Annotated in this window: 14 protein-coding genes; 4 read left to right on the top strand and 10 right to left on the bottom strand. The window is 51.9% G+C overall.

All coding sequences use genetic code 11. From position 1 onward, the window contains the following. Entirely contained in the window at positions 1-1,542 is a 1,542-nt protein-coding gene (ppx, locus tag OGX66_RS12915) for an exopolyphosphatase (RefSeq protein WP_003037914.1), read from the top strand. Here ppx and OGX66_RS12910 read toward each other — a convergent pair. Next, the gene (locus OGX66_RS12910; RefSeq protein ID WP_049014902.1) at positions 1,522-3,792 is read right to left on the bottom strand and encodes a sensor domain-containing phosphodiesterase; all 2,271 of its coding nucleotides are present in this window, start codon (positions 3,790-3,792) and stop codon (positions 1,522-1,524) included. The two genes, ppx and OGX66_RS12910, sit on opposite strands and share 21 nt — an antisense overlap. Positions 3,793-4,141: 349 nt before the next feature. On the opposite strand from OGX66_RS12910, the gene OGX66_RS12905 reads away from it, so the two are divergent. Continuing rightward, complete coding sequence (locus tag OGX66_RS12905; protein WP_049002457.1) at positions 4,142-4,345, top strand: YfgG family protein; 204 nt, start codon at positions 4,142-4,144, stop codon at positions 4,343-4,345. Positions 4,346-4,709: 364 nt separating this feature from the next. Continuing rightward, a complete protein-coding gene (mscS, locus tag OGX66_RS12900) occupies positions 4,710-5,588 on the top strand; it encodes a small-conductance mechanosensitive channel MscS (protein ID WP_003838477.1) in 879 nt (292 codons plus the stop codon). Between the two features lie 96 nt (positions 5,589-5,684). Here the strand turns inward: mscS and guaA are convergent, their stop codons facing one another. Both guaA and guaB read right to left on the bottom strand, forming a co-directional pair. After that, the gene (gene guaA / locus OGX66_RS12895; RefSeq protein ID WP_003037760.1) at positions 5,685-7,262 is read right to left on the bottom strand and encodes a glutamine-hydrolyzing GMP synthase; all 1,578 of its coding nucleotides are present in this window, start codon (positions 7,260-7,262) and stop codon (positions 5,685-5,687) included. Positions 7,263-7,325: 63 nt separating this feature from the next. Continuing rightward, the gene (gene guaB / locus OGX66_RS12890) at positions 7,326-8,792 is read right to left on the bottom strand and encodes an IMP dehydrogenase (protein WP_003037756.1); all 1,467 of its coding nucleotides are present in this window, start codon (positions 8,790-8,792) and stop codon (positions 7,326-7,328) included. A 160-nt stretch (positions 8,793-8,952) separates the two neighbouring features. Between guaB and xseA the strand changes: the two genes are divergently transcribed. Further along, on the top strand, positions 8,953-10,326 hold the full coding sequence (gene xseA, locus OGX66_RS12885; RefSeq protein WP_088903186.1) for an exodeoxyribonuclease VII large subunit: 1,374 nt from the start codon (positions 8,953-8,955) through the stop codon (positions 10,324-10,326). Positions 10,327-10,373: 47 nt separating this feature from the next. Here xseA and OGX66_RS12880 read toward each other — a convergent pair whose 3' ends face one another. The 7 genes from OGX66_RS12880 to OGX66_RS12850 form a co-directional block, all read right to left on the bottom strand. Then, on the bottom strand, positions 10,374-10,598 hold the full coding sequence (locus OGX66_RS12880) for an adhesion domain-containing protein (protein WP_232481242.1): 225 nt from the start codon (positions 10,596-10,598) through the stop codon (positions 10,374-10,376). 121 nt (positions 10,599-10,719) lie between these two features. After that, the gene (locus OGX66_RS12875; RefSeq protein WP_239509511.1) at positions 10,720-16,281 is read right to left on the bottom strand and encodes an adhesion domain-containing protein; all 5,562 of its coding nucleotides are present in this window, start codon (positions 16,279-16,281) and stop codon (positions 10,720-10,722) included. Between the two features lie 133 nt (positions 16,282-16,414). Next, positions 16,415-17,371: a SinI family autotransporter-associated protein gene (locus OGX66_RS12870; protein WP_003838469.1), complete on the bottom strand. Its 957-nt coding sequence runs from the start codon at positions 17,369-17,371 to the stop codon at positions 16,415-16,417. Between the two features lie 58 nt (positions 17,372-17,429). Then, positions 17,430-19,628 (bottom strand): intimin-like inverse autotransporter SinH, encoded by a 2,199-nt coding sequence (sinH, locus tag OGX66_RS12865; protein ID WP_136345771.1) that lies wholly within the window; start codon positions 19,626-19,628, stop codon positions 17,430-17,432. A gap of 205 nt (positions 19,629-19,833) precedes the next feature. After that, positions 19,834-20,052, bottom strand: coding sequence for a zinc ribbon domain-containing protein (locus OGX66_RS12860; protein WP_003838464.1), 219 nt, complete (start codon positions 20,050-20,052; stop codon positions 19,834-19,836). Between the two features lie 53 nt (positions 20,053-20,105). Then, complete coding sequence (locus tag OGX66_RS12855; protein WP_088903184.1) at positions 20,106-21,140, bottom strand: Gfo/Idh/MocA family oxidoreductase; 1,035 nt, start codon at positions 21,138-21,140, stop codon at positions 20,106-20,108. A gap of 63 nt (positions 21,141-21,203) precedes the next feature. Continuing rightward, a complete protein-coding gene (locus OGX66_RS12850) occupies positions 21,204-22,745 on the bottom strand; it encodes a peptide MFS transporter (protein WP_003037736.1) in 1,542 nt (513 codons plus the stop codon). Between the last annotated feature and the right edge of the window lie 157 nt (positions 22,746-22,902).

The following is a 22,902-nucleotide window of genomic DNA, read 5'->3' as shown; positions in this document are numbered from 1 at the left end:
ATGCCAATACACGACAAGACTCCACGACCGCAGGAATTTGCTGCGGTCGACCTTGGTTCAAACAGTTTCCATATGGTCATTGCCCGCGTGGTAGATGGCGCAATGCAGATTATCGGGCGGCTGAAACAGCGCGTTCATCTGGCGGATGGTCTCGGCGAAGATAACAAGCTGAGCGAAGAGGCAATGGAACGCGGATTAAGCTGCCTGTCGCTGTTCGCCGAACGCCTGCAGGGCTTTCCCCCGTCAAGCGTATGCATCGTGGGAACCCATACTTTGCGTCAGGCGCTGAATGCGACCGATTTTCTCAAGCGAGCGGAAAAAGTCATCCCCTACCCGATTGAGATTATCTCCGGTAACGAAGAAGCCCGACTGATTTTTATGGGCGTGGAGCACACTCAGCCGGAAAAAGGCCGCAAGCTGGTTATCGATATCGGCGGTGGCTCAACAGAACTGGTGATCGGCGAAGATTTCGAACCCAAGCTGGTCGAAAGCCGCCGTATGGGCTGCGTCAGTTTTGCCCAGATGTATTTCCCGGGCGGTGTTATCAGCCGGGAAAACTTCCAGCGTGCCCGCATGGCGGCAGCGCAAAAGCTTGAAACTTTAACGTGGCAGTTTCGCATTCAGGGCTGGAACGTCGCAATGGGCGCGTCAGGCACAATTAAAGCGGCACACGAAGTGCTGCTGGAGATGGGTGAAAAAGACGGTTTTATCACCCCCGAACGCCTGGACAAACTGACATCTGAAGTGCTGAAGCATGCGTCATTTGATGCGCTCAGCTTGCCAGGATTGTCAGAAGAACGAAAAGCAGTGTTTGTACCCGGACTCGCGATTCTGTGCGGCGTTTTTGACGCGTTGGCTATCCGCGAACTTCGCCTTTCTGATGGCGCACTACGCGAAGGCGTACTGTACGAGATGGAAGGACGTTTTCGCCATCAGGACGTTCGCAGCCGTACCGCCAGCAGTCTGGCGAACCAGTACAACATTGACAGTGAACAGGCCCGGCGCGTACTGGAAACAACGATGCAAATGTACGACCAGTGGCATACGCAACAGCCCAAACTAGCCAATCCTCAACTGGAAGCATTACTGCGCTGGGCAGCGATGCTGCATGAGGTTGGGCTGAACATCAACCACAGCGGCTTACATCGCCACTCTGCTTATATCTTACAAAACAGCGATTTACCGGGGTTTAATCAGGAACAACAACTGATGATGGCAACATTAGTTCGTTATCATCGCAAAGCGGTGAAACTGGATGACTTGCCCCGCTTTACACTGTTCAAGAAAAAACAGTTTCTGCCGTTAATTCAACTGTTACGCCTGGGCGTGCTGCTGAATAATCAGCGTCAGGCGACCACCACGCCGCCAACCCTGACTCTGATAACCGACGACAACCACTGGACCTTACGTTTCCCGCATGACTGGTTTAGCCAAAATGCGCTGGTGCTGCTCGATCTGGAAAAAGAGCAGCAATACTGGGAGGGCGTAACCGGCTGGCGTCTCAAAATTGAAGAAGAAACCTCACCCGATATCGCCGCATAAACTCAGAACAGGTGCCAGCGCGTCTGGCGCCTGTTCTTCCAGCGTTTCATGCAATGGCTGTGGTTTACCAATCAAGTACCCCTGCATGTAGTCAATCCCCAGCGAAATTACCGCACTGCGTATTTCTTCACTTTCGACGTACTCCGCAACCACCAGCATTCTTTTCATCCGAGCCAGATGGCAAATAGAGGCCACGATTTGGTAGTCGAGGCTATTCGAAACGATACTGCGAATAAAGCTGCCATCAATTTTCAGGATATCGGCACTCACATTCTTCAGCCGCGCATAGCTGGCGTAACCCGTCCCAAAATCATCAATCGCAATCTGACAGCCCAGTGATTGCAGCTGCAGTAACGTTGCCTGTGCCTGTTCCGCATTGGTTAAGGCGTTGCTTTCCGTGACTTCAAAAATCAACTGCCACGCTTCAACCTTGTACTTAACCAGTAGCTGCTTGATGTCATGCGGAAGTCGGGCGCGACATATCGACGTGGGTGACAAGTTAATGGCAAACCGACGGGCGGGCATTTTTTCCCGATTCTGTGCCATAAACTTCAGCGTATTTTCAATCACCCACATATCGATGCTGGATGACAAGCCAAACTCATGCGCGACCGGCAAGAAGCAATCAGGCGGGATGGTTTCACCGTCATCTCCCTCAAGGCGCAGCAGGATTTCATGATAAACGTCGCCGCGTACGCCAAAAATCGGCTGCGCCATCAGGAAAAAACGATTGTGCTCCAACGCCAGCTGTAGACGATTCATCATCGCAACCTTATCTTTCAGGTCACGTTGCAAGTGCATGACGCCTCGGCGCTGCAAGTTCTCTGGTGAATTCGTCGCCAGAGAAAGCTCGGCAATGGTGCTTAACTCTCCCAGTAACAGATAGATATGGTTAACAGGAGAACGGACATAGCAAAAACTGATCCCCACCTGCGGCTGTAATGGCATGCCATCCCAAATAAAACGGAACTGCTTGATATGCCTGTCCAGGGCTTCAATGCGCTCCTGATACGACTCAGTGTTAAAACGCAAAACTAAGTCATTACCCGATAACTGATAGACATGCTCATCCTGTGCCAACAGTGGCGTTATCCACTGTGAGAGTTTTTGCTTGTACTGGATACGCAGCATAATGCCGTAATTTTTTACCAGTAGCTCCATGCCCGGAACACGCAAAAAGCAGAGCACTGACCATGGCGTTTTTTTCAAATCCCGGTTCAATGCGCGCAAATTTGGCAGATGCACCATCGGATCAAAGAATGCCAGACGATGGTTGCGCCGGGTAACAAAGCGTTGGCGCGTTGCCAGTACGGCAATGAAGTTCACGATGAAGGAGAAAACAAGATAGCTCGATGAGGTAATGGCAAGCTGGGTATCGTAGCCAGAATACCAGGGCATATAGCGCTGGTAATAATGAATTGCGGTAATAAGTACGACAGACCATATCAGCGAAATAAATCTGTAACCGTAACGCATTGCTCCCCAGAGCATGACTGGTAGCAACAACGACAGAGTATAATTTGTGCTGAATATTGAGCTTTGTTCATTTAACGGCATACACAGCAATGCCATAAGTACAGCCAATATAATCAGCCAGACCGCAACCTCAGTTTTGGTAACTTTGGTATCAAACTGCTGCTTTAATTGAGAAAAATAGCCTCTGACATGCAAAGGGTTGCGGATCGTGCGAATAATAAAGTAGCACAAAGGAACCCCAATCAGATTCCCGACCAGCATAGCCTGATAGTTGATCAACGTGCCAGTATTAAAGGGCATAACCCCCACCATGCCGGATTTACTCTCATAAACACCCACAAACGCGGCAAACTGGAAGAGGATCAGAAACAGCGTCGCCGGGCAGAAGACCTGCCAAAACATGCGCTGAAACATCAGGTGGGAGTCACCGTGAGACACGTTGTTCCGCCGGGGTGCAAATACTTTATACCCTCCCCAACTCAGCACTATCGTTACAATAAAGTGCGAAATTATTGAGAGCGTTTCAAATAACCCAACCTGCGGATATTTGTAGCAGATAATGGAAATGATAATTCCCGGCAATGCCGCCCAGCCAAAAAATAGCATCAGGCTAATCATCAACGCCAAAGGCATGTAGAAAAGAATTACGGTCCCAGTACTAATATGGGCATAGGTATTGGCAGTGCTCAATATAGGCAACAGCAAAGATGGTATGATGAGAGGTAACGCCCACCATCTATCTCTCATACAAATATAATTTTTATTGAGTTTCATAGATGCTCAGTAGAATCCCGCACATCCTGCAGGGGGTATTCAGACAGGCATCCCACCTGACTCTAAAATGATGAAGTTAAATACATTACTATGTCTCATCAATTTTAGTTATCAGTAAAGGGTGACGTTTGATATATATCAAAAAAAAGCCCCTCATTAATCAATTATTACTATTTTCATCGTTTCTTATCGTTAATTCATTATTAATGCAAATAATAATATTAATTTTCATAACATATGAGGATAAAACAACTGAAGCAATTTTACATAACGAAAAATTGACCATTGCCTCACAGTATGCCTTAATGTGAGTATCGCCCTCAGTTGGGTACACTACAAGGAACCTTTTGTGAGCCAGGTTACCAGCCTACGCAAACGACACCGATTTAATAGTCGCATGATCCGGATCGTACTGCTTATCAGCTTTCTCTTCTTCTTCGGACGCTTCGTCTACTCCGCTATAGGTGCGTGGCACCACCACCAGAACAAAAAAGACTCTCAGCAGATCACCCAGCCGCAACAGGCATCTCCTGCTCAAACCGACGCGCGCTGATCGCTCGCACCTGTAATATCTCAGCATTAAGATTCCTTACCGGATGGCTAATCGCCTGACATTTAACCATCCGGTAAGGGATTTGAGTGATGAAACAATACGCTGCATTACCCACCACACGCACGGAGTTATCCGATAACAGACCGTGTTTTTCGCACAAATTCACAATCTTTTAATCTCACTTCACTGCACCATTCGCGCTCATTTTTACGTTCCGATTTACTGGGTATAAAAAGACACACTGTGTTCAAATAGACGCCAATTAATATCACCAGAAAATATCACAGGTGAAAGCATTAATATTATGTATGAAATTAAATGCTTATTTGAATCATTACCATTTTAAATTCTACAGGGTAATACCATGAGTGGTTTTTCATTATTTCCGAAAATAAGCAGCGGTCTTGAATGGATCGCTGGACACAGCGATGCGGTTATTCAATTCGGCTGGAATATCGTTGCCGCCGTAATTTTACTGTTTGTCGGTAAATTTGTCTCTCGCCTGATCTCCAGTGGTCTGGAAAAATTACTTTTAAAACGTAAAGTTGACCGAACCATTATCCAGTTCTTCACCGCGCTGGTACGTTACATTACCCTCGCCTTTGCCGTTGTTGCCGCATTGGGTCGCGTCGGTATCGAAACATCCTCCATTATTGCCGTCATTGGTGCCGCCGGGTTGGCCATTGGACTCGCGCTACAAGGATCGCTTTCCAACTTTGCCGCTGGCGTACTATTGGTCTCCCTGCGTCCATTCCGCGCCGGAGAAGTGGTACAAATTGGGGCAGTCACCGGAACGGTGGAAAAGGTGCATATTTTCTCCACCACCCTGCTCACCGCCGACAGCAAAGAAGTGGTCATTCCAAACGGTAAGATCATCGCTGACAATATCATTAACTATTCCCGCCACCCTTTCCGCCGTATCGATCTGGTGATTGGCGTCGGCTATCAGAGCCGGATAGCTGACGTTAAGCGCGTGATTAACCATATTATCGATCAGGATACCCGCATCGATAAGCAACGTGGGGTAACCGTTCGTCTGGGCGAACTGGGCGCTTCAGCATTGAATTTTTACGTCCGCGTATGGGTGCCCAACATCGAATACTGGAATACCTATTACGATTTGCTGGAAAACATTAAAGAAGCCCTGGACGCCAACCATATCTCCCTGCCGTATCCGCAGATGGATATTCGCGTTGAGAACGTAGCCCCCCAATCTCAACCCCAGCTACAGTTGGTTGATTAATTCACAGCGCTTCGGTATGAGCGCAATAAAAAACCCTCTATAAAAGAGGGTTCTTTTACATATTACCGGTTCAGAAACCGCTAACAGAAAGGGCTATTATTCCCACTCAATGGTAGCCGGTGGCTTACCGCTGATATCATAAACGACGCGGGAAATGCCGTTCACTTCGTTAATGATGCGGTTAGAGACGCGGCCTAAGAAATCATACGGCAGGTGCGCCCAGTGCGCGGTCATAAAGTCGATGGTTTCTACTGCACGCAGGGAAACAACCCAGTCGTACTTACGGCCATCGCCCATGACGCCAACGGAACGTACCGGCAGGAACACGGTGAACGCCTGGCTGACTTTGTTGTACAGGTCAGCTTTGTGCAGTTCTTCAATGAAGATAGCATCCGCGCGACGCAGCAGGTCGCAGTACTCTTTCTTCACTTCGCCAAGCACACGTACCCCCAGCCCCGGTCCCGGGAACGGGTGACGGTACAGCATGTCGTACGGCAGGCCCAGCTCCAGACCAATCTTACGCACTTCGTCTTTGAACAGCTCACGCAGCGGCTCAACCAGACCCATCTTCATCTCTTTCGGCAAACCGCCCACGTTGTGGTGAGATTTGATAACGTGCGCTTTACCGGTGGCAGATGCCGCGGATTCGATCACGTCCGGATAGATAGTTCCCTGTGCCAGCCACTTAACGTCTTCCAGCTTCAGCGCTTCTTCGTCGAACACTTCAACGAATACGCGGCCGATGATCTTACGTTTCGCTTCAGGATCGTTCTCGCCTTTCAGCGCGTCGAGGAAACGCTGTTCGCCTTCAACGTGAACGATGTTCAGGCCGAAATGGTCACCAAACATATCCATTACCTGCTGGGCTTCGTTCAGGCGCAGCAGACCGTTGTCGACGAACACGCAGGTCAGGTTTTTTCCGATTGCACGGTGCAGCAGCATCGCAGTCACAGAGGAGTCAACGCCACCGGACAGACCGAGGATAACTTTGTCATTGCCAACCTGCTCACGAATGCGGGCAACGGCGTCATCGATAATTTTTGCCGGCGTCCACAGCGCTTCACACTGGCAGATATCGCGCACAAAACGCTCCAGCATGCGCATGCCCTGACGGGTGTGGGTAACTTCCGGGTGGAACTGCACGCCGTAGAAGCGTTTTTCTTCGTGCGCCATGATAGCAAACGGGCAGCTGTCGGTGCTGGCAACAGTCACGAAACCTTCCGGAATGGCAGTCACTTTGTCGCCGTGGCTCATCCACACATCCAGCAACGGTTTGCCGTCTGCGGTCAGGGAGTCTTCAATACCGCGGACAAGCGCGCTGTCGGTCTGCACTTCAACCTGCGCATAGCCGAATTCACGTTCGTTAGAACCTTCAACATGACCACCGAGCTGCATTGCCATGGTCTGCATGCCGTAGCACACGCCGAACACCGGCACGCCCGCATTGAAAACGTATTCCGGCGCACGCGGGCTGTTTTCTTCGGTGGTACTTTCCGGGCCACCGGAAAGGATAATGCCGCTTGGGTTGAATTCGCGAATTTGTGCTTCCGTAACATCCCATGCCCACAGTTCACAGTAGACGCCCAGTTCACGTACGCGACGTGCAACCAACTGAGTGTACTGCGAGCCGAAATCGAGGATGAGAATGCGATGTTTATGAATATTGTCTGTCATTGACGCTAATTCCGAGGCAAGTGAAACAAATTCGCCCGGCATATAGCCGGGCGCGGAAACTTATCAGGAGCCCATGCGGTAGTTAGGGGACTCTTTGGTGATGGTCACATCGTGAACGTGACTTTCCTGAATACCCGCACCGCTGATGCGTACAAACTCTGCTTTCGTTCGCAGCGCGTCGATAGTACCACAGCCGGTCAGCCCCATACAGGAGCGCAGGCCGCCCATCTGCTGGTGAATGATCTCTTTCAGGCGGCCTTTATAGGCTACGCGGCCTTCGATACCTTCCGGGACCAGTTTGTCAGCGGCGTTATCGCTCTGGAAGTAACGGTCAGAAGACCCTTTGGACATCGCGCCCAGAGAACCCATACCGCGGTAAGATTTGTAAGAACGGCCCTGGTACAGTTCGATTTCGCCCGGGGATTCTTCAGTACCCGCCAGCATGGAACCAACCATCACTGCGGCAGCACCAGCGGCAATCGCTTTAGCGATGTCGCCGGAGAAACGAATACCGCCATCGGCGATAACTGGAATACCGGTGCCTTCCAACGCTTCAACGGCATCAGAAACGGCGGTGATCTGCGGAACACCGACGCCGGTCACGATACGGGTAGTACAGATGGAGCCAGGGCCGATACCCACTTTAACAGCGCTGCAGCCAGCTTCAGCCAACGCGCGAGCACCTGCGCCCGTAGCAACGTTACCGCCGATAATCTGCAGATCAGGATATTTAGCGCGAGTTTCACGAATACGCTGCAGTACGCCTTCAGAGTGGCCGTGAGAGGAGTCAATCAGCAGTACGTCAACGCCCGCGGCAACCAGCGCGTCAACACGCTCTTCGTTACCAGCACCTGCGCCTACAGCTGCACCAACGCGCAGACGACCATGCTCGTCTTTACAGGCGTTAGGTTTACGTTCAGCTTTCTGGAAATCTTTTACGGTGATCATACCGAGCAGATGGAAGCTGTCATCAACAACCAGCGCTTTCTCAACGCGTTTTTCGTGCATTTTGGCAAAAACGACATCGCGCGCTTCGCCTTCACGAACGGTCACCAGACGCTCTTTTGGCGTCATATATACGCTAACCGGCTGGTTCAGGTCAGTCACAAAACGCACGTCACGGCCGGTGATGATACCGACTAGTTCGTTATCTTCAGTCACCACCGGGTAGCCTGCAAAGCCGTTACGCTCGGTCAGTTCTTTCACTTCGCGCAGAGTAGTGGTTGGCAGTACGGTCTGTGGGTCAGTTACCACGCCAGATTCGTGTTTTTTCACGCGGCGAACTTCTTCAGCCTGGCGCTCGATGGACATGTTTTTGTGGATAAAACCGATGCCGCCTTCCTGGGCCAGGGCAATTGCCAGGCGCGCTTCCGTCACGGTGTCCATTGCTGCGGAGAGCATAGGAATGTTCAGGCGAATGGTTTTCGTCAACTGGGTGCTGAGGTCAGCAGTATTCGGCAGAACGGTAGAATGAGCGGGAACGAGGAGGACGTCGTCAAACGTCAGGGCTTCTTTTGCGATACGTAGCATGGGCAATATCTCACCTGGGAGGTTATTAAATATTGCCGCGGCATTATACAGAGCGTAACCGATTGCATCCACACTTTTTTGCAAAAAAACCTTGCGCTCCTCTGTGAGCATGTTACTTTCGACTGAATAACCTGCTGATTTAGAATTTGATCCCGCTCACATGTTATCCTCTCAGACCACCTCAATTTTTACCGTAAGCCGCCTGAATCAGACGGTTCGTTTGCTGCTTGAGCAGGAAATGGGGCAAGTGTGGATCAGCGGTGAAATCTCCAATTTCACTCAGCCGTCCTCGGGTCATTGGTACTTCACGCTCAAAGATGACACCGCTCAGGTTCGCTGCGCGATGTTTCGCAACAGCAACCGCCGGGTAACGTTCCGCCCGCAGCACGGGCAACAGGTGCTGGTGCGCGCCAACATTACATTGTATGAACCGCGTGGGGACTACCAGATAATTGTTGAGAGTATGCAGCCTGCGGGTGAAGGTCTGTTGCAACAGAAGTATGAGCAACTGAAGGCCAAACTGCAGGCTGAAGGGCTGTTCGATCAGCAGCACAAAAAACCGCTGCCCTCACCGGCCCACTGCGTCGGGGTGATCACCTCGAAAACCGGGGCAGCGCTACACGATATTCTCCATGTATTGAAACGCCGCGACCCTTCCCTGCCCGTTATTATCTATCCAACCGCTGTCCAGGGCGACGATGCACCGGGGCAGATCGTTCGCGCAATTGAGCTGGCAAACGCCCGTGGCGAGTGTGACGTATTAATCGTCGGGCGCGGCGGCGGCTCGCTGGAAGATTTGTGGAGCTTTAACGACGAGCGCGTAGCACGGGCGATATTTGCGAGCAGAATTCCGGTGGTGAGTGCCGTCGGCCATGAAACCGATGTGACCATTGCCGATTTTGTCGGCGACCTGCGCGCGCCAACGCCGTCGGCGGCCGCAGAAATTGTCAGCCGCAATCAGCTTGAACTGCTGCGTCAAATTCAGCATGGTCAGCAACGTCTGGAAATGGCGATGGATTACTATCTCGCCAACCGAACTCGCCGATTTACCCAGCTTAATCACCGCTTGCAACAGCAGCATCCGCAGCTGCGTCTGGCCCGCCAGCAGACCGTGCTGGAACGACTGCGTCAGAGAATGAACTTCGCACTTGAGAATAAAATTAAACAGGCCAATCAGCGTCAGCAGCGCATGCTGCAGCGGCTGAACCAGCAGAACCCACAGCCGCGCATTCATCGCGCGCAGTCACGGGTGCAGCAACTGGAATATCGACTGGCGGAAAATATCCGCGCGCGGCTAAGCGAGCAGCGCGAGCGTTTCGGCAACGCGGTCACCCATCTGGAAGCCGTCAGCCCACTGGCAACGTTAGCGCGCGGCTATAGCGTCACGACAACAAGCGATGGCACAGTGCTAAAGAAAACCAAACAGGCCAGACCCGGCGACCTGCTCACCACCCGACTGAACGACGGCTGGGTGGAAAGCGAGATAAAAACGGTAACGGCTGCCGGGAAAAAGCGCCAGCCAAAAGCTAAGTAGCCCGCTGCCGTCTGTCTATTCGTTCTATCGCGGGGGAGATAGCGTCATCATCGCAGTGGAAACGTGCGGGTTCGCCAGGCAAACCGTTCCCCTATCTGACTGCCAGGGTAGTCACTATACAGCTTTTGCAACTCACTCAATGTCGGCTGATAGTTTTCGGGGCAACCCGATTTACTCGCCAGCCCCGCACCGTCATGGTTAAACAGCGTCCAGATTTCATCACCCATAGCGATAGGACCAAAGGTGTTATCATGCGACGGCGCTTCATTCATCAACAGTGGTCGCTTAAAGACTACGCCATCGCTGCTGGTTTCGCAGACGGATTGCCGCTGCTGTCTTTCATGGTGACGGTGAGCGGGATCTCTTCGCCTTTTTTGACTTTCACCGCATCGCTTACCTATCGAGGGCAATACTGGAAGTCCGTTCAATCGTCGCAGGTACCGGTGAATGCGGGTCGACCAGGCAAACCTGCGCCCCTGTATTACTCGCAGAACTGCTTGACGATACGTTCCCCACATCCAGCCGCATAGACTGATAGTTCCCGGTATTCGCCGCGCGATCTACCGCAAACCAGAACCATTTTTCATTCACCGGCCAACCATAACGTTCAAACAACGCTCCGCTGGGATTATCTGCATACAATGTTTGCAGATCGCTTAATAAAGGCTGATACGCCTCATCACAGTCGGACTTCCCGGTCGTCAGCGTGGTAGATTGCAACCTCAACGGCCAGCGTTCATTGCTACTGGCAACGCTGGAAGTATAACCCGACGTCTCCGCAGCAAGATAAGGGCGATGGAATGTGACGCCAGCGCTGTTCGTCACCGTTTCCGGCATATGGCCCCACATGGCAGCCTTATCGCTGTCCGGGCTGGTGAGAACGGAAAAGATCACGTTTTTACTCACCGTGGATAAACTGTCTCCCTCCACCGTGGCGGTTACCGTCGTTTTCAGGCCGCTCGAATTGTCCTGCGCTAACGTCAATTGCGCTTTACCATCAGCATCCGTCATCCCATACCATTTCGACGAACCGGAATTGAAACTCGTCGCACTCCCCTCAGGCGTAACGGGCGTCAAGGTCATGTAAGCCGGGTTGTTTGTTATCACCGTACTGGCGCGCGTGGTCGATGAAGAACGCCCCACCACCACCACGGTATTAGCCTGTGGGATGCCGGCAGCATTTTTTACGCTAACCGTTAGCGGTAACGTTTCACCTTTCTTACTCATGAAGCTTGCGTACGTCTCATTCCATAGAGTGGAGGAGTCAAGCGTAATGGCATACTCACGTTTTGCCGTCAGACACAACTGCGTTACGTTGGTCGGGGACGAAGATGTCGTTGTGTTCATGACACCATTACGAAAATTAATGTATTGATATAAAGACGTTTGCCCGCTTAGCGTCTTATCACCCGCCCACCACCCATACGAGGCGATCATCGGAAGACCGTAATCAGCGGTTAATGCGCTATCCGGGTGATCGTTATACAGCGACGTTAAATCGGCCGCCGTCGGCATTTGGTTCATCGTGCAGGCCCCGCGCCCGCTATTCACATTTTTCACCGTGTACCACATTTCATTGTTTTGTATGACCGACTCCGTATCCGTGGTTGAATTCAGCTCATACCTCAGCCTTGGGCGCATAAATTCCGCGCCGTTGCTGGCGGTGAAAGTCTCCGGCATATGCCCCCACATCTGGGCTTTACTGCTGTCTGGACTGGTGAGTACGGTAAACACTGTCGACAGCGAAGAGGTTGCCGCTGGGGTTTTATACAAGCTGGCGTTCAACACCGTTTTCAACCCCGGCCCAGTATCTTCACCTACATCAAGAGACAGCGTGCCGTCCGAGCCGGTGACCCCATAATAGGTGCCGTTATAAAGCCAGGTCTGCGGCGCCTGTCCGGTCAGCACCAGCTCCATGGTTGGTATGGTCCAGGAAGTAAGCGCACTGCTGCCGCGTATCGAACCTCGGTCTCGCGTCAGGGTAAACACTGCGTTCCCTACCGGGTTACCGGCAGCATCCGTGGTGGTGATCGTTAACGGCACTCTTTCACCCGTCTTCACTTTCACCGCCTGCGCGGTTTCGTCTATTGCCACCGTCGAGGTCAGCGCGATCATCGTTGCCTGTGCTGCCCCCGTACTCGTACAAATCTGGTACTGCATGGCGCTGGTATCCGTCGCCGACACCGAATGATGGCTGCCATCATCCAGATCGACGACATAAAAATCGATGGGCGCTTCAGAAGAAAACTTACTCACATAGCTACCACTCCAATAGGAGTAGTCTATCGGCCAGCCCTGTGCCGTCTTGATGCTTCTGTCCGGGTATTGGCGATAAAGCGCGTCCAGAGCGTCGATGGCAGGGTAATACCCGGCCGCGCACATCTCCGCATTGTTTTTGCGGCCATCAGGGCCGTAAAACCGGGACCACGCCTCGTTATCTTCCGTATAACTCATCACATTGAGGGTATTACTCAGCTCCGCGTACAGCAGCGGCCGGTGGTAGCTCGTACCGTCTGCCGCCGTCAGCGTGTCCGTCATATGCCCCCACAGCGTCGCCTTGTCCGAGTCGGGGCTGGTGACCACCGTAAAGATGGTGTCGAGGCTGGCACTCACGCTGGCATTGCCGTACAGCGCCGCCGTTATCGCCACTTTAGTGCCATGCGTATCCGGGCGGGTCACATTGATGATTTTGCTGCCGTCCACGCCCGTCAGGCCGCCGATTTTCGTCGCCGTGTCGTTAACAGATTCGCCGTCAATGACCACCGGCGACACAATACCATCACCGCTGCCAGCGGCATGTTTAACATTCTGTCGGGTAAAACCATCACCACGGCTCATGACAAAAGGCGCTTGCGGCACAGGGTTTCCATTGGCGTCTTTCACCGTGACCTTCAGTTGTAGCGTCTCGCCTTTCTTCACTCTTACCGCATGTACACTATTAACGTTGTTGTCATACCACTGCGACGCATCCACCGGTTCAATGGTGATGGACGCCGCCGCCGGGTTATCGCTGGTCAGGCAACTGACGTAATCCGAAACATCGCCCCCCGCCGTCACCTCACCACCCGACAACGATATCTGTTGCCAGCTGGACTGGCTGGCGTACGTGACGGACCAGTAGTCCAGCCCCACAGGCCATCCGGCAACCGTATGTATCTCGCCGTCATTGTTGGCATTGTACAAAGTGGTAAGCTGGTCGATACGTGGCAGACGATTAAGCGCACATCCCCCGGCTGCGGTATTTCCCAGCGCATCGGCATGTGTGAGGCGAGCCCAGGTTTCATTCGCTTCATCCTGGGTTCGGGTTGCCCCTGACTCTGCCGCCAGTTTCGGGCGTTCAAACGTGAGATTATCCACGGTTATGACGTCCGCCATATGCCCCCACATATGGGCTTTTGGCGTATCCGGGCTTGTCGGAACGGTAAACTTCACGCTACGCGAGATAGGCGAGTTTAGCAGTGAATCAATCGGTACTACGCTTAGCTGTGTGATTAACCCCACGCCGCGTGGCTGCTCAAGAATAATTTGCGCGTCACCGTTCGCATCCGTCATCCCCTCATACGTCATTGAAGATGTACCCGCGCCATAGGCAACGCTGTCAAATAGCAATTCCCCCTTACTTGGGTCAGTAAAGCCGGTGGTCATCCCGCTGCGATTTTTGCCGAGCCCCATGGTGACTGAAAACTTCACATTCGCTATCGTTGCTCCGTTCAACGCATTTTGCGAATGGACGTTCATTTTGATTTGCTCGCCTGTTTTGGCGACGGGCAGGCGTAACGAAACATCGTCATTGAAATAGACACTCAGTTGAGCCACCATTTCATTGGCTGAACAGGTCAGATAGTGGGCTGAGCCACCGACCCCCTTGCTACCATCGTCCAGATTAAAGTACGCCATCTGCGTGGCATCATCGGCCATATAAGCATCAGACACCGTCGGCCAGCCGTGTTCTGTCAGGATTTTATTATCAGGATGTGCGCTGTAGAGCGTTTCAAGAGAACCCGTGTCGGGGACCTGACCTGCGCCGCACTGATTCGTGGCAGAGATCAGAGAATCGAAGGTGGCCCATTCTTCGCTATTTTCACTTTGCTGACCGGTTTTATGACTTGTTTCGAACGCCAATAGCGGACGCTTGTAGAGATTACCCTTCTCCACAATACCCCGTTGCATATGGCCATACATATTCGCCCCGTCAACGTCCGGGCTGGTTATCACCGTAAAAATCACATTAAAGGGGAACGTGATGCTTGCGCCTTCATCATCCGCCATCACAATGCGGATCGGCGTTTCTACCCCTATCCCATTGTCATGACTTAACGACAAATGTACCTGACCGTTCGCGTCCGTTACCCCGGTATAGTGTTCCGGGGACGATGCACGCATATCATCACTACGGACAACGACCCGCAGATTATCCCACTCATCTTTATGCTCCCCTTTACGGTTAGAGGCGGGGTCGACAAACAGTTCAAGATAGCGATAAGGCAACGGTTTATTGGTATTCCGGTCAACCACGCTGGCTATCACATCAATCGTCTCGCCGACTTCCGCCTTGTATGGCGCATCGGGAGAAAGCGTGATTTGTGGATACGCTAAAGGCAGCGCTTTATCCACGCAGCTCACCAGTAAAGCCGTACTGTTGCTTTCTCGTATCACCGCCCCGCTCCCCATACTGGTGGCGTAGTGGTAAATATCGAGCTGATCTTTCGTGGACGACCAGTAGGTATCAATTGGCCAACCGGGATAGGCCGTCGCGGTGCTGTGGGCGGCCCGCAGCGCCACCAGCTGTTCGGCATCCGGCAAAATGGCACAGTGGTTATCCGCGCTATCCCAGGTAAACTGCGCCCAGCTTTCATTGCTGGCAGCAAAAGTAGCACTAGTGCCACTGGTTTCCGCCGCCAGTTTTGGACGCGTGAAGGTATAGATGACGCCATCGACGTTTGCCGTAGCGCTTTCTTCCATATGCCCCCACATCGCCGCTTTGTCGCTGTCCGGGCTGGTCAGGGTGGTGAAAATGACATCGACGCTGTCTTTTAGCGCCGTATTGTTTGCCGGCATCACCGTCAGGGTAGTTTTTACGCCGGGACCGTTTGCCTGGGTGACGGTCACTGTCGCTTTGCCGTCAGCGCCCGTAACACCGTGGTATTCCGTCGCCGTGGTGGTCAGTTCCGTATCACCAACGTGTACCGGTGCATTATTGTTGACGATGTTCTGGCGGTTAAGCGCATCGCTGCGGGTAATAATAAATGCGGTATTGCCCACCACGTTACCGGCGCAATCGCGGGTGGTAACGGTCAGCGTGATACTTTCCCCTGCTTTGACCTTGGCTGCTTTTAACGTGTCGTCCATCGGCACGGCGCTGAGTGACAGTGGCTCGCCCACGGCGGTAGCTACGTCAATCGCCACTTTTTGTTCGGTTAAAGCAACCGTATTGCTGTTCGGTGTTCCCGTCGACGTAATGAGGTAAAGCGCGGGTAGCGCACTGCTATCTTCCAGTTGTGGCCAGACCACGTAATGCCCGCCGGCCATATTCTGCGCACAGAACGTTTTATTGGCGACCGGCTGCGGGTTAAGCGGTTCATCCGGTGTGGCGGCATCTGCCCAGACTAAACTGATAGCGGGCGTCTGTTCGCTTTCCCAGCGCAGCGGCGGTATGGCGAACAGATCGCCCTCGGTATCGAGCGGATTAGCCAGCTGCAGTGCGCTGGCTGAATCGTCAACGCTGAAGTCGCGGGGCATCGCGCTGAAGGCCACAGCGTGCGCTTCACCGGGAGAGAGCACAACGCTGCCCTGATAAACCGGAACGAACGCGCTGTCCGCCGTCGGCGGGGTGCCGTTTATCGCATCCGTAGCTGTGCGCAACTCCTGCCATGCCCCACTTTTTAGTGCAGAAAGTACCGGCACTGCACCCATTAACAGAGCTAACGCCAGTAAAGAGCGATAAACTTTATTCACCTGCCAGATCCCCCATCCTTGAGCAGTCACTACCCATTTATTCTGTGTTCGCGTTTCAACACACTTTGCTTAACCCCGAGCTAAACAAAGGGCGCGGAAAAACCGCTCCCTAAGGAAGCGGTCTTGCACGGTTTTATTTACGTTGGTAGTCGATAGACAAGCCATATCCCTGGACGCCATCGTTGCCGAGGGTAACGCCATCGGCATAATCGAAGGCAGCCTTCGCTTCGGCGTTGGTAAGCGGAATAACCAGATCGCTATTGTTGTAGGTAGCGTTGACAATCCCACCCACAGTGCCCAACTGCAGACTGTTACCGGTGAATTTCCAGCGGTAGTTGTAATCACTGGTAACTTCTTCACCTGCATCGTAAGAGCGACTGGCGTTTTTATCTTTCCACAGCAGCACTTTATAGGTGGTGTTGGTTTTAAGTTTGGTGCTCGTGCCCAACAGATTGGTTGTTGTACCCGCCTCGTAGATGACGACGTGGACATTTTCATCGACCACCGGACCTTCCGGAATGTCATCATCGTCAGAACCACCGCCAGCGTTGGTCGACAGATCGTTTAGCAGCAATTCTGTGGCAACATTCGGATCGCCGGTAGTTGTGGTAGGCGTAATTTTAATACCGATGTAGCGATCGGCATCCGCAGCCTGAATTTCATAGGTGTCGCTGCCTTTTGTACCTATCTCTTGTGCATCGCCGCCATTCTGATCGCTATAGCTCATCCACTGCACAGTCGCTTTGGTCGCCGTGTTATCCGCATCCAGGTCACCTTCCGTATCGCCGATAGCCCAGTTGACCTTCACTTTGTCGCCCGCGTGAAACTGCCGGTCACCTTCAGTTGCCACGGTTCGACTACCACGGTCAATCGTCACCGTGACATGTGCTTTATCCGTTTCCGCCGTTTTATCTGCAGCCCGTGTAATCCACGGGATAGTCCCTTGAATAGTACCGGTACTTTCTGTCGCGCTTTGCCACTGACCGGCTTTCAGATTCCCATTAGCCGCGACTGCAGGCACAGCACAATACCCTGCCACAGCCAACGCCAGTGCGACCTTCGTCAGCCGCCGTTTTAATACTAATTGCATCAAGACTCTCCTTTTTCTTCAACATTCAGCGACTGGCTGGTCAGCCACTACGCTGACACTATTTCTGGCTATACACCACGCGTATGCCATAGCCCTGAATACCATCCTGCTCATGAGCAGCGAATTTTTGCGCAGCCTCTCTATTTGTTGCTGGCAACACCAGATCTTCATTGCGGGTATTGGCTTGTGCTCCGGTATTTCCCGTCACGCTTTGCCCGGTAAATTCCCATTGATAGTCATAAAGCGCCATTTCATCTTCTGCCAGTTGTTCTGACATCTGGAAAACGCCGTCTTTATTGGCATCACGCCACAGTACAAATCGATAGGTATTATTAACGACAGGATGCCTATCTTGTTTGCCGCTCAAATTAACGGGAGAAGATGTTTTCATTTGATAAATGAGCGCATTCAACGCATCAAACGCATCACCGGTAAACGTCACGTCAACATAGTTACTGTCGCCGTAGGCGTCTTCCTTCGCTTTCCAGCGAAACGTACCAGGAAGCGTACTGGAGAGCGTGACGGTTCCCGCCTTTTTGTCACGGCTGGCAATGAAGACGCAGGGCAATTCGGCGGTACAAGCGGTGGAAGAAAGCGACACCTTTTTGTCATTGCTGTCATAGAGTTCAGGCGCCATAGCCTCATCCACCAGCACTTTACCGTTACGATCGGTCGTATCCCCAAATGAATCGGTCAGCACCAGGTCCATCACAACACCATCGACGCCATCCGCCAAAGCGCTGGCCTCATGGCTATGATCGGTACGATCGGCGTCGGCGACGTTATCGACAATCAATTCGATTTTACGATCCTGCTGGACGGTAATTTCCACAGCACCCGAGTTTTGCTTATTCCCCTTTTCATCTTCCAGGGTCATGCGCACTTTCCAGGTATTTAACTCTGTACGCTGTGCTTCTGTATCCGCATTAACCCACGCAGGGAGGACCAGATTCCAGCGGTTATTATTCCCTTCAGTGAGGGCATCAGCTTTTACTACTGGCATCACTAATGTGCGATTGGCATTATTTTTTGCCTGCCAGGAGGCGGAGATGATTTTGTAGTGATGAGAGACAAGCGCATTGATCGTCCACTTACATTTCTCCAGTCCCACCGCAGACTCAGGCGTGTCTTCAATTACGCATTCAGGATGGACATTGGTCGCATCGGCTTTGAGCCATAACGCAACATCAAGGGGATCTTTTTCACGGTATTCAAGAACGATAAAATTATTACGCTCGACAAAATCGGTACGACTGCCCATTAAAGATCGCTGAATTTTTACGTTTTCCGGATCAAGCTGAGCCGCCAGGGGCGTACCTAACTGATAAGTGACGGTTGCGTTGATGCTAAGGTCGGCATTATCTCCGGTACCGGCTTTGTAATCTGCACCCAACGTGACCATCGGCACAGGCATGTAATTGAGACCAACGGTTACCGCATGGGGATTTTTTTGTAAATTGTCGGTACCAAATAATGCCACTTCATCGCCATAGTACTGCTCGTAGACTAATTTCCCACCGATCTGTGGATAAAATGACAGCCAGCTTTCAGCCCGAATATCCCATCCCCGGGCAGGGCGCTCTTCATAAAACTCGAAATCCTCAGACTCTTTCCAGTCAGAAAGTGGATGGTAATAGTTGCCAGAGAGCTTCAGATAATCTGTCCATGCCTCAGTGCCCAAACCTAAGCGACGGTGCCCACGGCTAAAATCGTAGTCATAAAAAGCGTTGCCGCCGAGTAACCAATCCCCCACATTTTGACGCAAGCCAAAACCGATATTTCCAATGGTCCGGTCCTCTTTACGCTGCGCGGAGACTTGGCTAAAAATCAATGTATATTGGTTATCGTATAAGGGAACAAAATAGTCGAGAGAGCTACCATCAAGATCGCCACCTTCGCCAACAGATAAACTGGTCCGTACTTTTCCGTACGGTGACATTAACCCTTCTATATACGATTGCGTGGAGGAGGTAATTTGATTTTGCAAATAGCTTTGCGCCTGTGATTTCAACGCGTCAGGCGTCAGGTTTTCAAAGCCTTGTGTCGCAGAGTTAATAAAATAGTCGGCACCTTTCTCTTTAATGGATTGTTCTTCGTTATTATGCTGTTCTTTTAGTACCGACTCACTGCCGAGATCGGGCAACGTAGACTCACTTATGTTATTGGTTGCTGCAGGCGCAACAATATTGTCCCCGGCAATAACTGCACCAGAAACGAATAGAACAAGCAAGATAACAAAGCGCGCCCTTCGGGCCATAACATGTTCCTGTATTAACAAAGTTGCCGTACAACAGGAACATTATATTTATGATTCAACCTAATGAATGCCTTTATAACCTAAATATAATCCTAAAAAATCAGCCAGATTATCAAAGCAAGATAAAACATTTGTAATAATAATGATTAAAGCTGATTAGCATTCATAACAAATATTAATCAGCAAAAGTTATTCATAATGTAATTTATATTATGACATTATATTCCACGCGTTTCTTCGAAATAAGGCCATGGCCGTTCTGACAGAAATAATCCACCGCTCCGCAGGCTTTTAATACTTGCAGTGGCAGATGGCATTCCGGACAACGCGCTTCCAGTTGAATATCTTTGTGACAATGCTCGCAGTGCGCCACACCATTTTGCGGCTCCAGCTCAGCATGACAATCCGGGCAGGTAATCGACATATCGTGTCCTTATACAGAAAATGTATTGCTGCTTTTATTTTAACACCATGCGCTTAATGTGGCCCACGTAACTGCTGCTGCAATGTTAACAGGCACTCCACTTCTTCCAGCCTGCGCAGTGTCGTTTGGCTCACCTCCTGCGGACAACGTTCAAACAAACTTTGCGCTCCCAGAATTTGCTCAGCGAGACAATGGGCGTAAATCGTACCGGTAATGCTCCAGCGTTGTACCACCTCGCCGTCAATCACTTCCAGTACATCTTCTGTACCGCGTCGGTCATGGCTGATAATACGTCCGTCACGCAGATAAAGCCGCAGACCTTTTTGCCCACCAGCTGGCCCCGCATATTTGTTGAGCCAGATATCCAGTGGAATGCCACTAATCTGCCCCTGAAGTTGCGCCTCGCCTTCTGCCGTGGTCAGGTCACTCTGGGGGATATCACGTCCCAGACGGTCTTTAGCACTCACTAACCGCAGCACCATCTCATTATTCCCTCCCAGATACCGTACCGTTTCCCGCAGCATTGCTAACACGTGCGTACCGATATCCAGAATCACGCCATCCGGGTGGCGAAGTTCACGCGTGTCCGGTTCACCGGTGGCAAAGTTAAGCGCTATCGGCTCCCCTGCAGCGTTAAATCCACTTGGCTCCTGCAAGAAACCTTCGATTTTCACAATCTCGGCAAAAGTGCTGACCAACCCTCGTTTCACCGTTTCGATGCGCGCCATCCAGTGGTCGAGTGCCAGTACACGATCGGCAGCGCCTGGTTGAGCCAGCAGCATTTTCAGTTTTTCAATTTGGGAGAGCGTGGCGACAATAGGTTTTTCAACCACGATACGTGCGATGGGAGAGGCCAGGGCCTGTTCAAGCACCTCAAGGTGATGCAAGGATGCGGTCGTGATGAACAGGGTATCAAGAGGCTGAGTAAGCAGCTCTTCGAGCGACGTACAACACGTCACGCCTGCTGGCTGTTTTGTGGGTTGAACATCAAACCCCACACAGCGTAATGAATCACCGAAGAGGCTACGTAATGCGGGCAAGTATGCCGTTTCAACGACTGCGCCCAGCCCAACAAACCCTAACAGCATGTTCTCACCTCAAAAGTTGAATTACCGGGGCATAACGTCTGCCCCGGCATCATCGAGGTGCTATCAGGCGCTAGTTGCCGGTTTAGTCTGTGTATTCTCCAGCATGCGACGAATCGGAACAATGAGAACGATCAGTACCGCGGCGCAGATAAGCAGCGCAATCGAGCAGCGCGCGAAGAGATCTGGCAGCATATCAAGTTGGTCGGCCTTCACATGACCACCAATCAGACCCGCGGCCAGGTTACCCAGCGCACTGGCGCAGAACCACAGACCCATCATCTGTCCACGCATTCTTTCCGGTGCCAACAGCGTCATGGTCGCCAGACCAATTGGGCTCAGACACAGCTCGCCGAGCGTAAGCATCAGGATACTGCCTACCAGCCAGAATGGAGAAACACCCGCGCCGCCATTTGCCAGCACGTCTTGCGCCGCCAGCATCATCACGCCAAAGCCCGCCGCTGCGCAGAGAATGCCGATGACAAACTTGGTGATACTGCTTGGGCGAATATTCATGCTCGCCAGTTTTGGCCACGCCCAGCTGAATACCGGGGCCAGCAGAATGATGAACAAAGCGTTAATCGACTGGAACCATACTGCCGGGATTTCAAAATCGCCGATCATACGGTTAGTGTAGTCGTTGGCGAACAGGTTGAACGAGGTAGGTTTCTGCTCAAAGGCAGACCAGAAGAACGCAGCGGAAACCAGCAGGATAAAGCAAACCAGCAGCCTGGCGCGTTCTTTACGGTTCAGCCCCGCAAAGACGAACAGATAGATAAAGTAAAGCGCAACTGACGCGGCAATCACGTACACCAGCATGCTGGCAACCGCGACCGGGTTAATCACAATCACTCCCTGCGCAATCAGGGTAACAACAATTGCTACACCAACTGCCAGCGCCAGCAGCCACGCGCCCACACCATTACGTTTCACAACCGGGCTGTTCCAGGTCGAGTCCAGGCCCACTTCGCTATCGTAGCGTTTCATCGCCGGAACGGCAAAGATACGGAAGATGAGCAATGCCACCAACATTCCGATACCACCGATACCAAAACCCCAGTGCCAGCCGTGAGTTTTAATCAGCCAGCCGGAGATCAATGGCGCGATGAAGGAACCCAGGTTGATACCCATGTAGAACAGCGAGAAACCGCCGTCACGGCGCGCATCGCCTTTTTTATACAGCGTACCCACCATCACCGAGATACAGGTTTTGAACAGGCCAGAACCGAGCACAATGAACATCAGGCCAATAAAAAACAGGTTGTCACCCATGATGGCCGAGAGTGCAATCGACAGGTGACCAAGTGCTATCAGGATGGAGCCATACCACACCGCTTTTTGCTGACCAAGCCAGTTATCCGCCAGCCAGCCACCTGGCAGCGCAGCAAGATACATGGTACCGGCAAAGATACCGACAATCGCCGAGGCATTTTCACGCGCCAGTCCCATGCCACCGTCATAAACGGTAGCCGCCATAAACAGGATCAGTAACGGACGAATGCCATAAAACGAAAAACGCTCCCACATCTCAGTAAAGAACAATGAGCCGAGCGGATAAGGATGACCGAAGAAAGTTCGGCTTTCTTTTTGATTAACAGAGGATTGCATAATTCTCCCGAAAGTTATGTCGTCGTGCGTGTAAACACCGCGATGTACGCCGACCAGTTACGTAGCTGGTCGATTTTTTACATGTGGCGAAGATTTATTTAACCATTTGATAACCTGGCAGTAGTTTTGTCTAGTACCAACCGGGGGACTTTAAGAT

Source organism: Citrobacter sp. Cf072 (genome assembly GCF_030334485.1).
GTDB classification, from domain to species: Bacteria; Pseudomonadota; Gammaproteobacteria; order Enterobacterales; family Enterobacteriaceae; genus Citrobacter; species Citrobacter freundii.
Note: the sequence above shows the minus strand (reverse complement) of the source record. Positions and strands in the feature narration are given on the sequence as shown.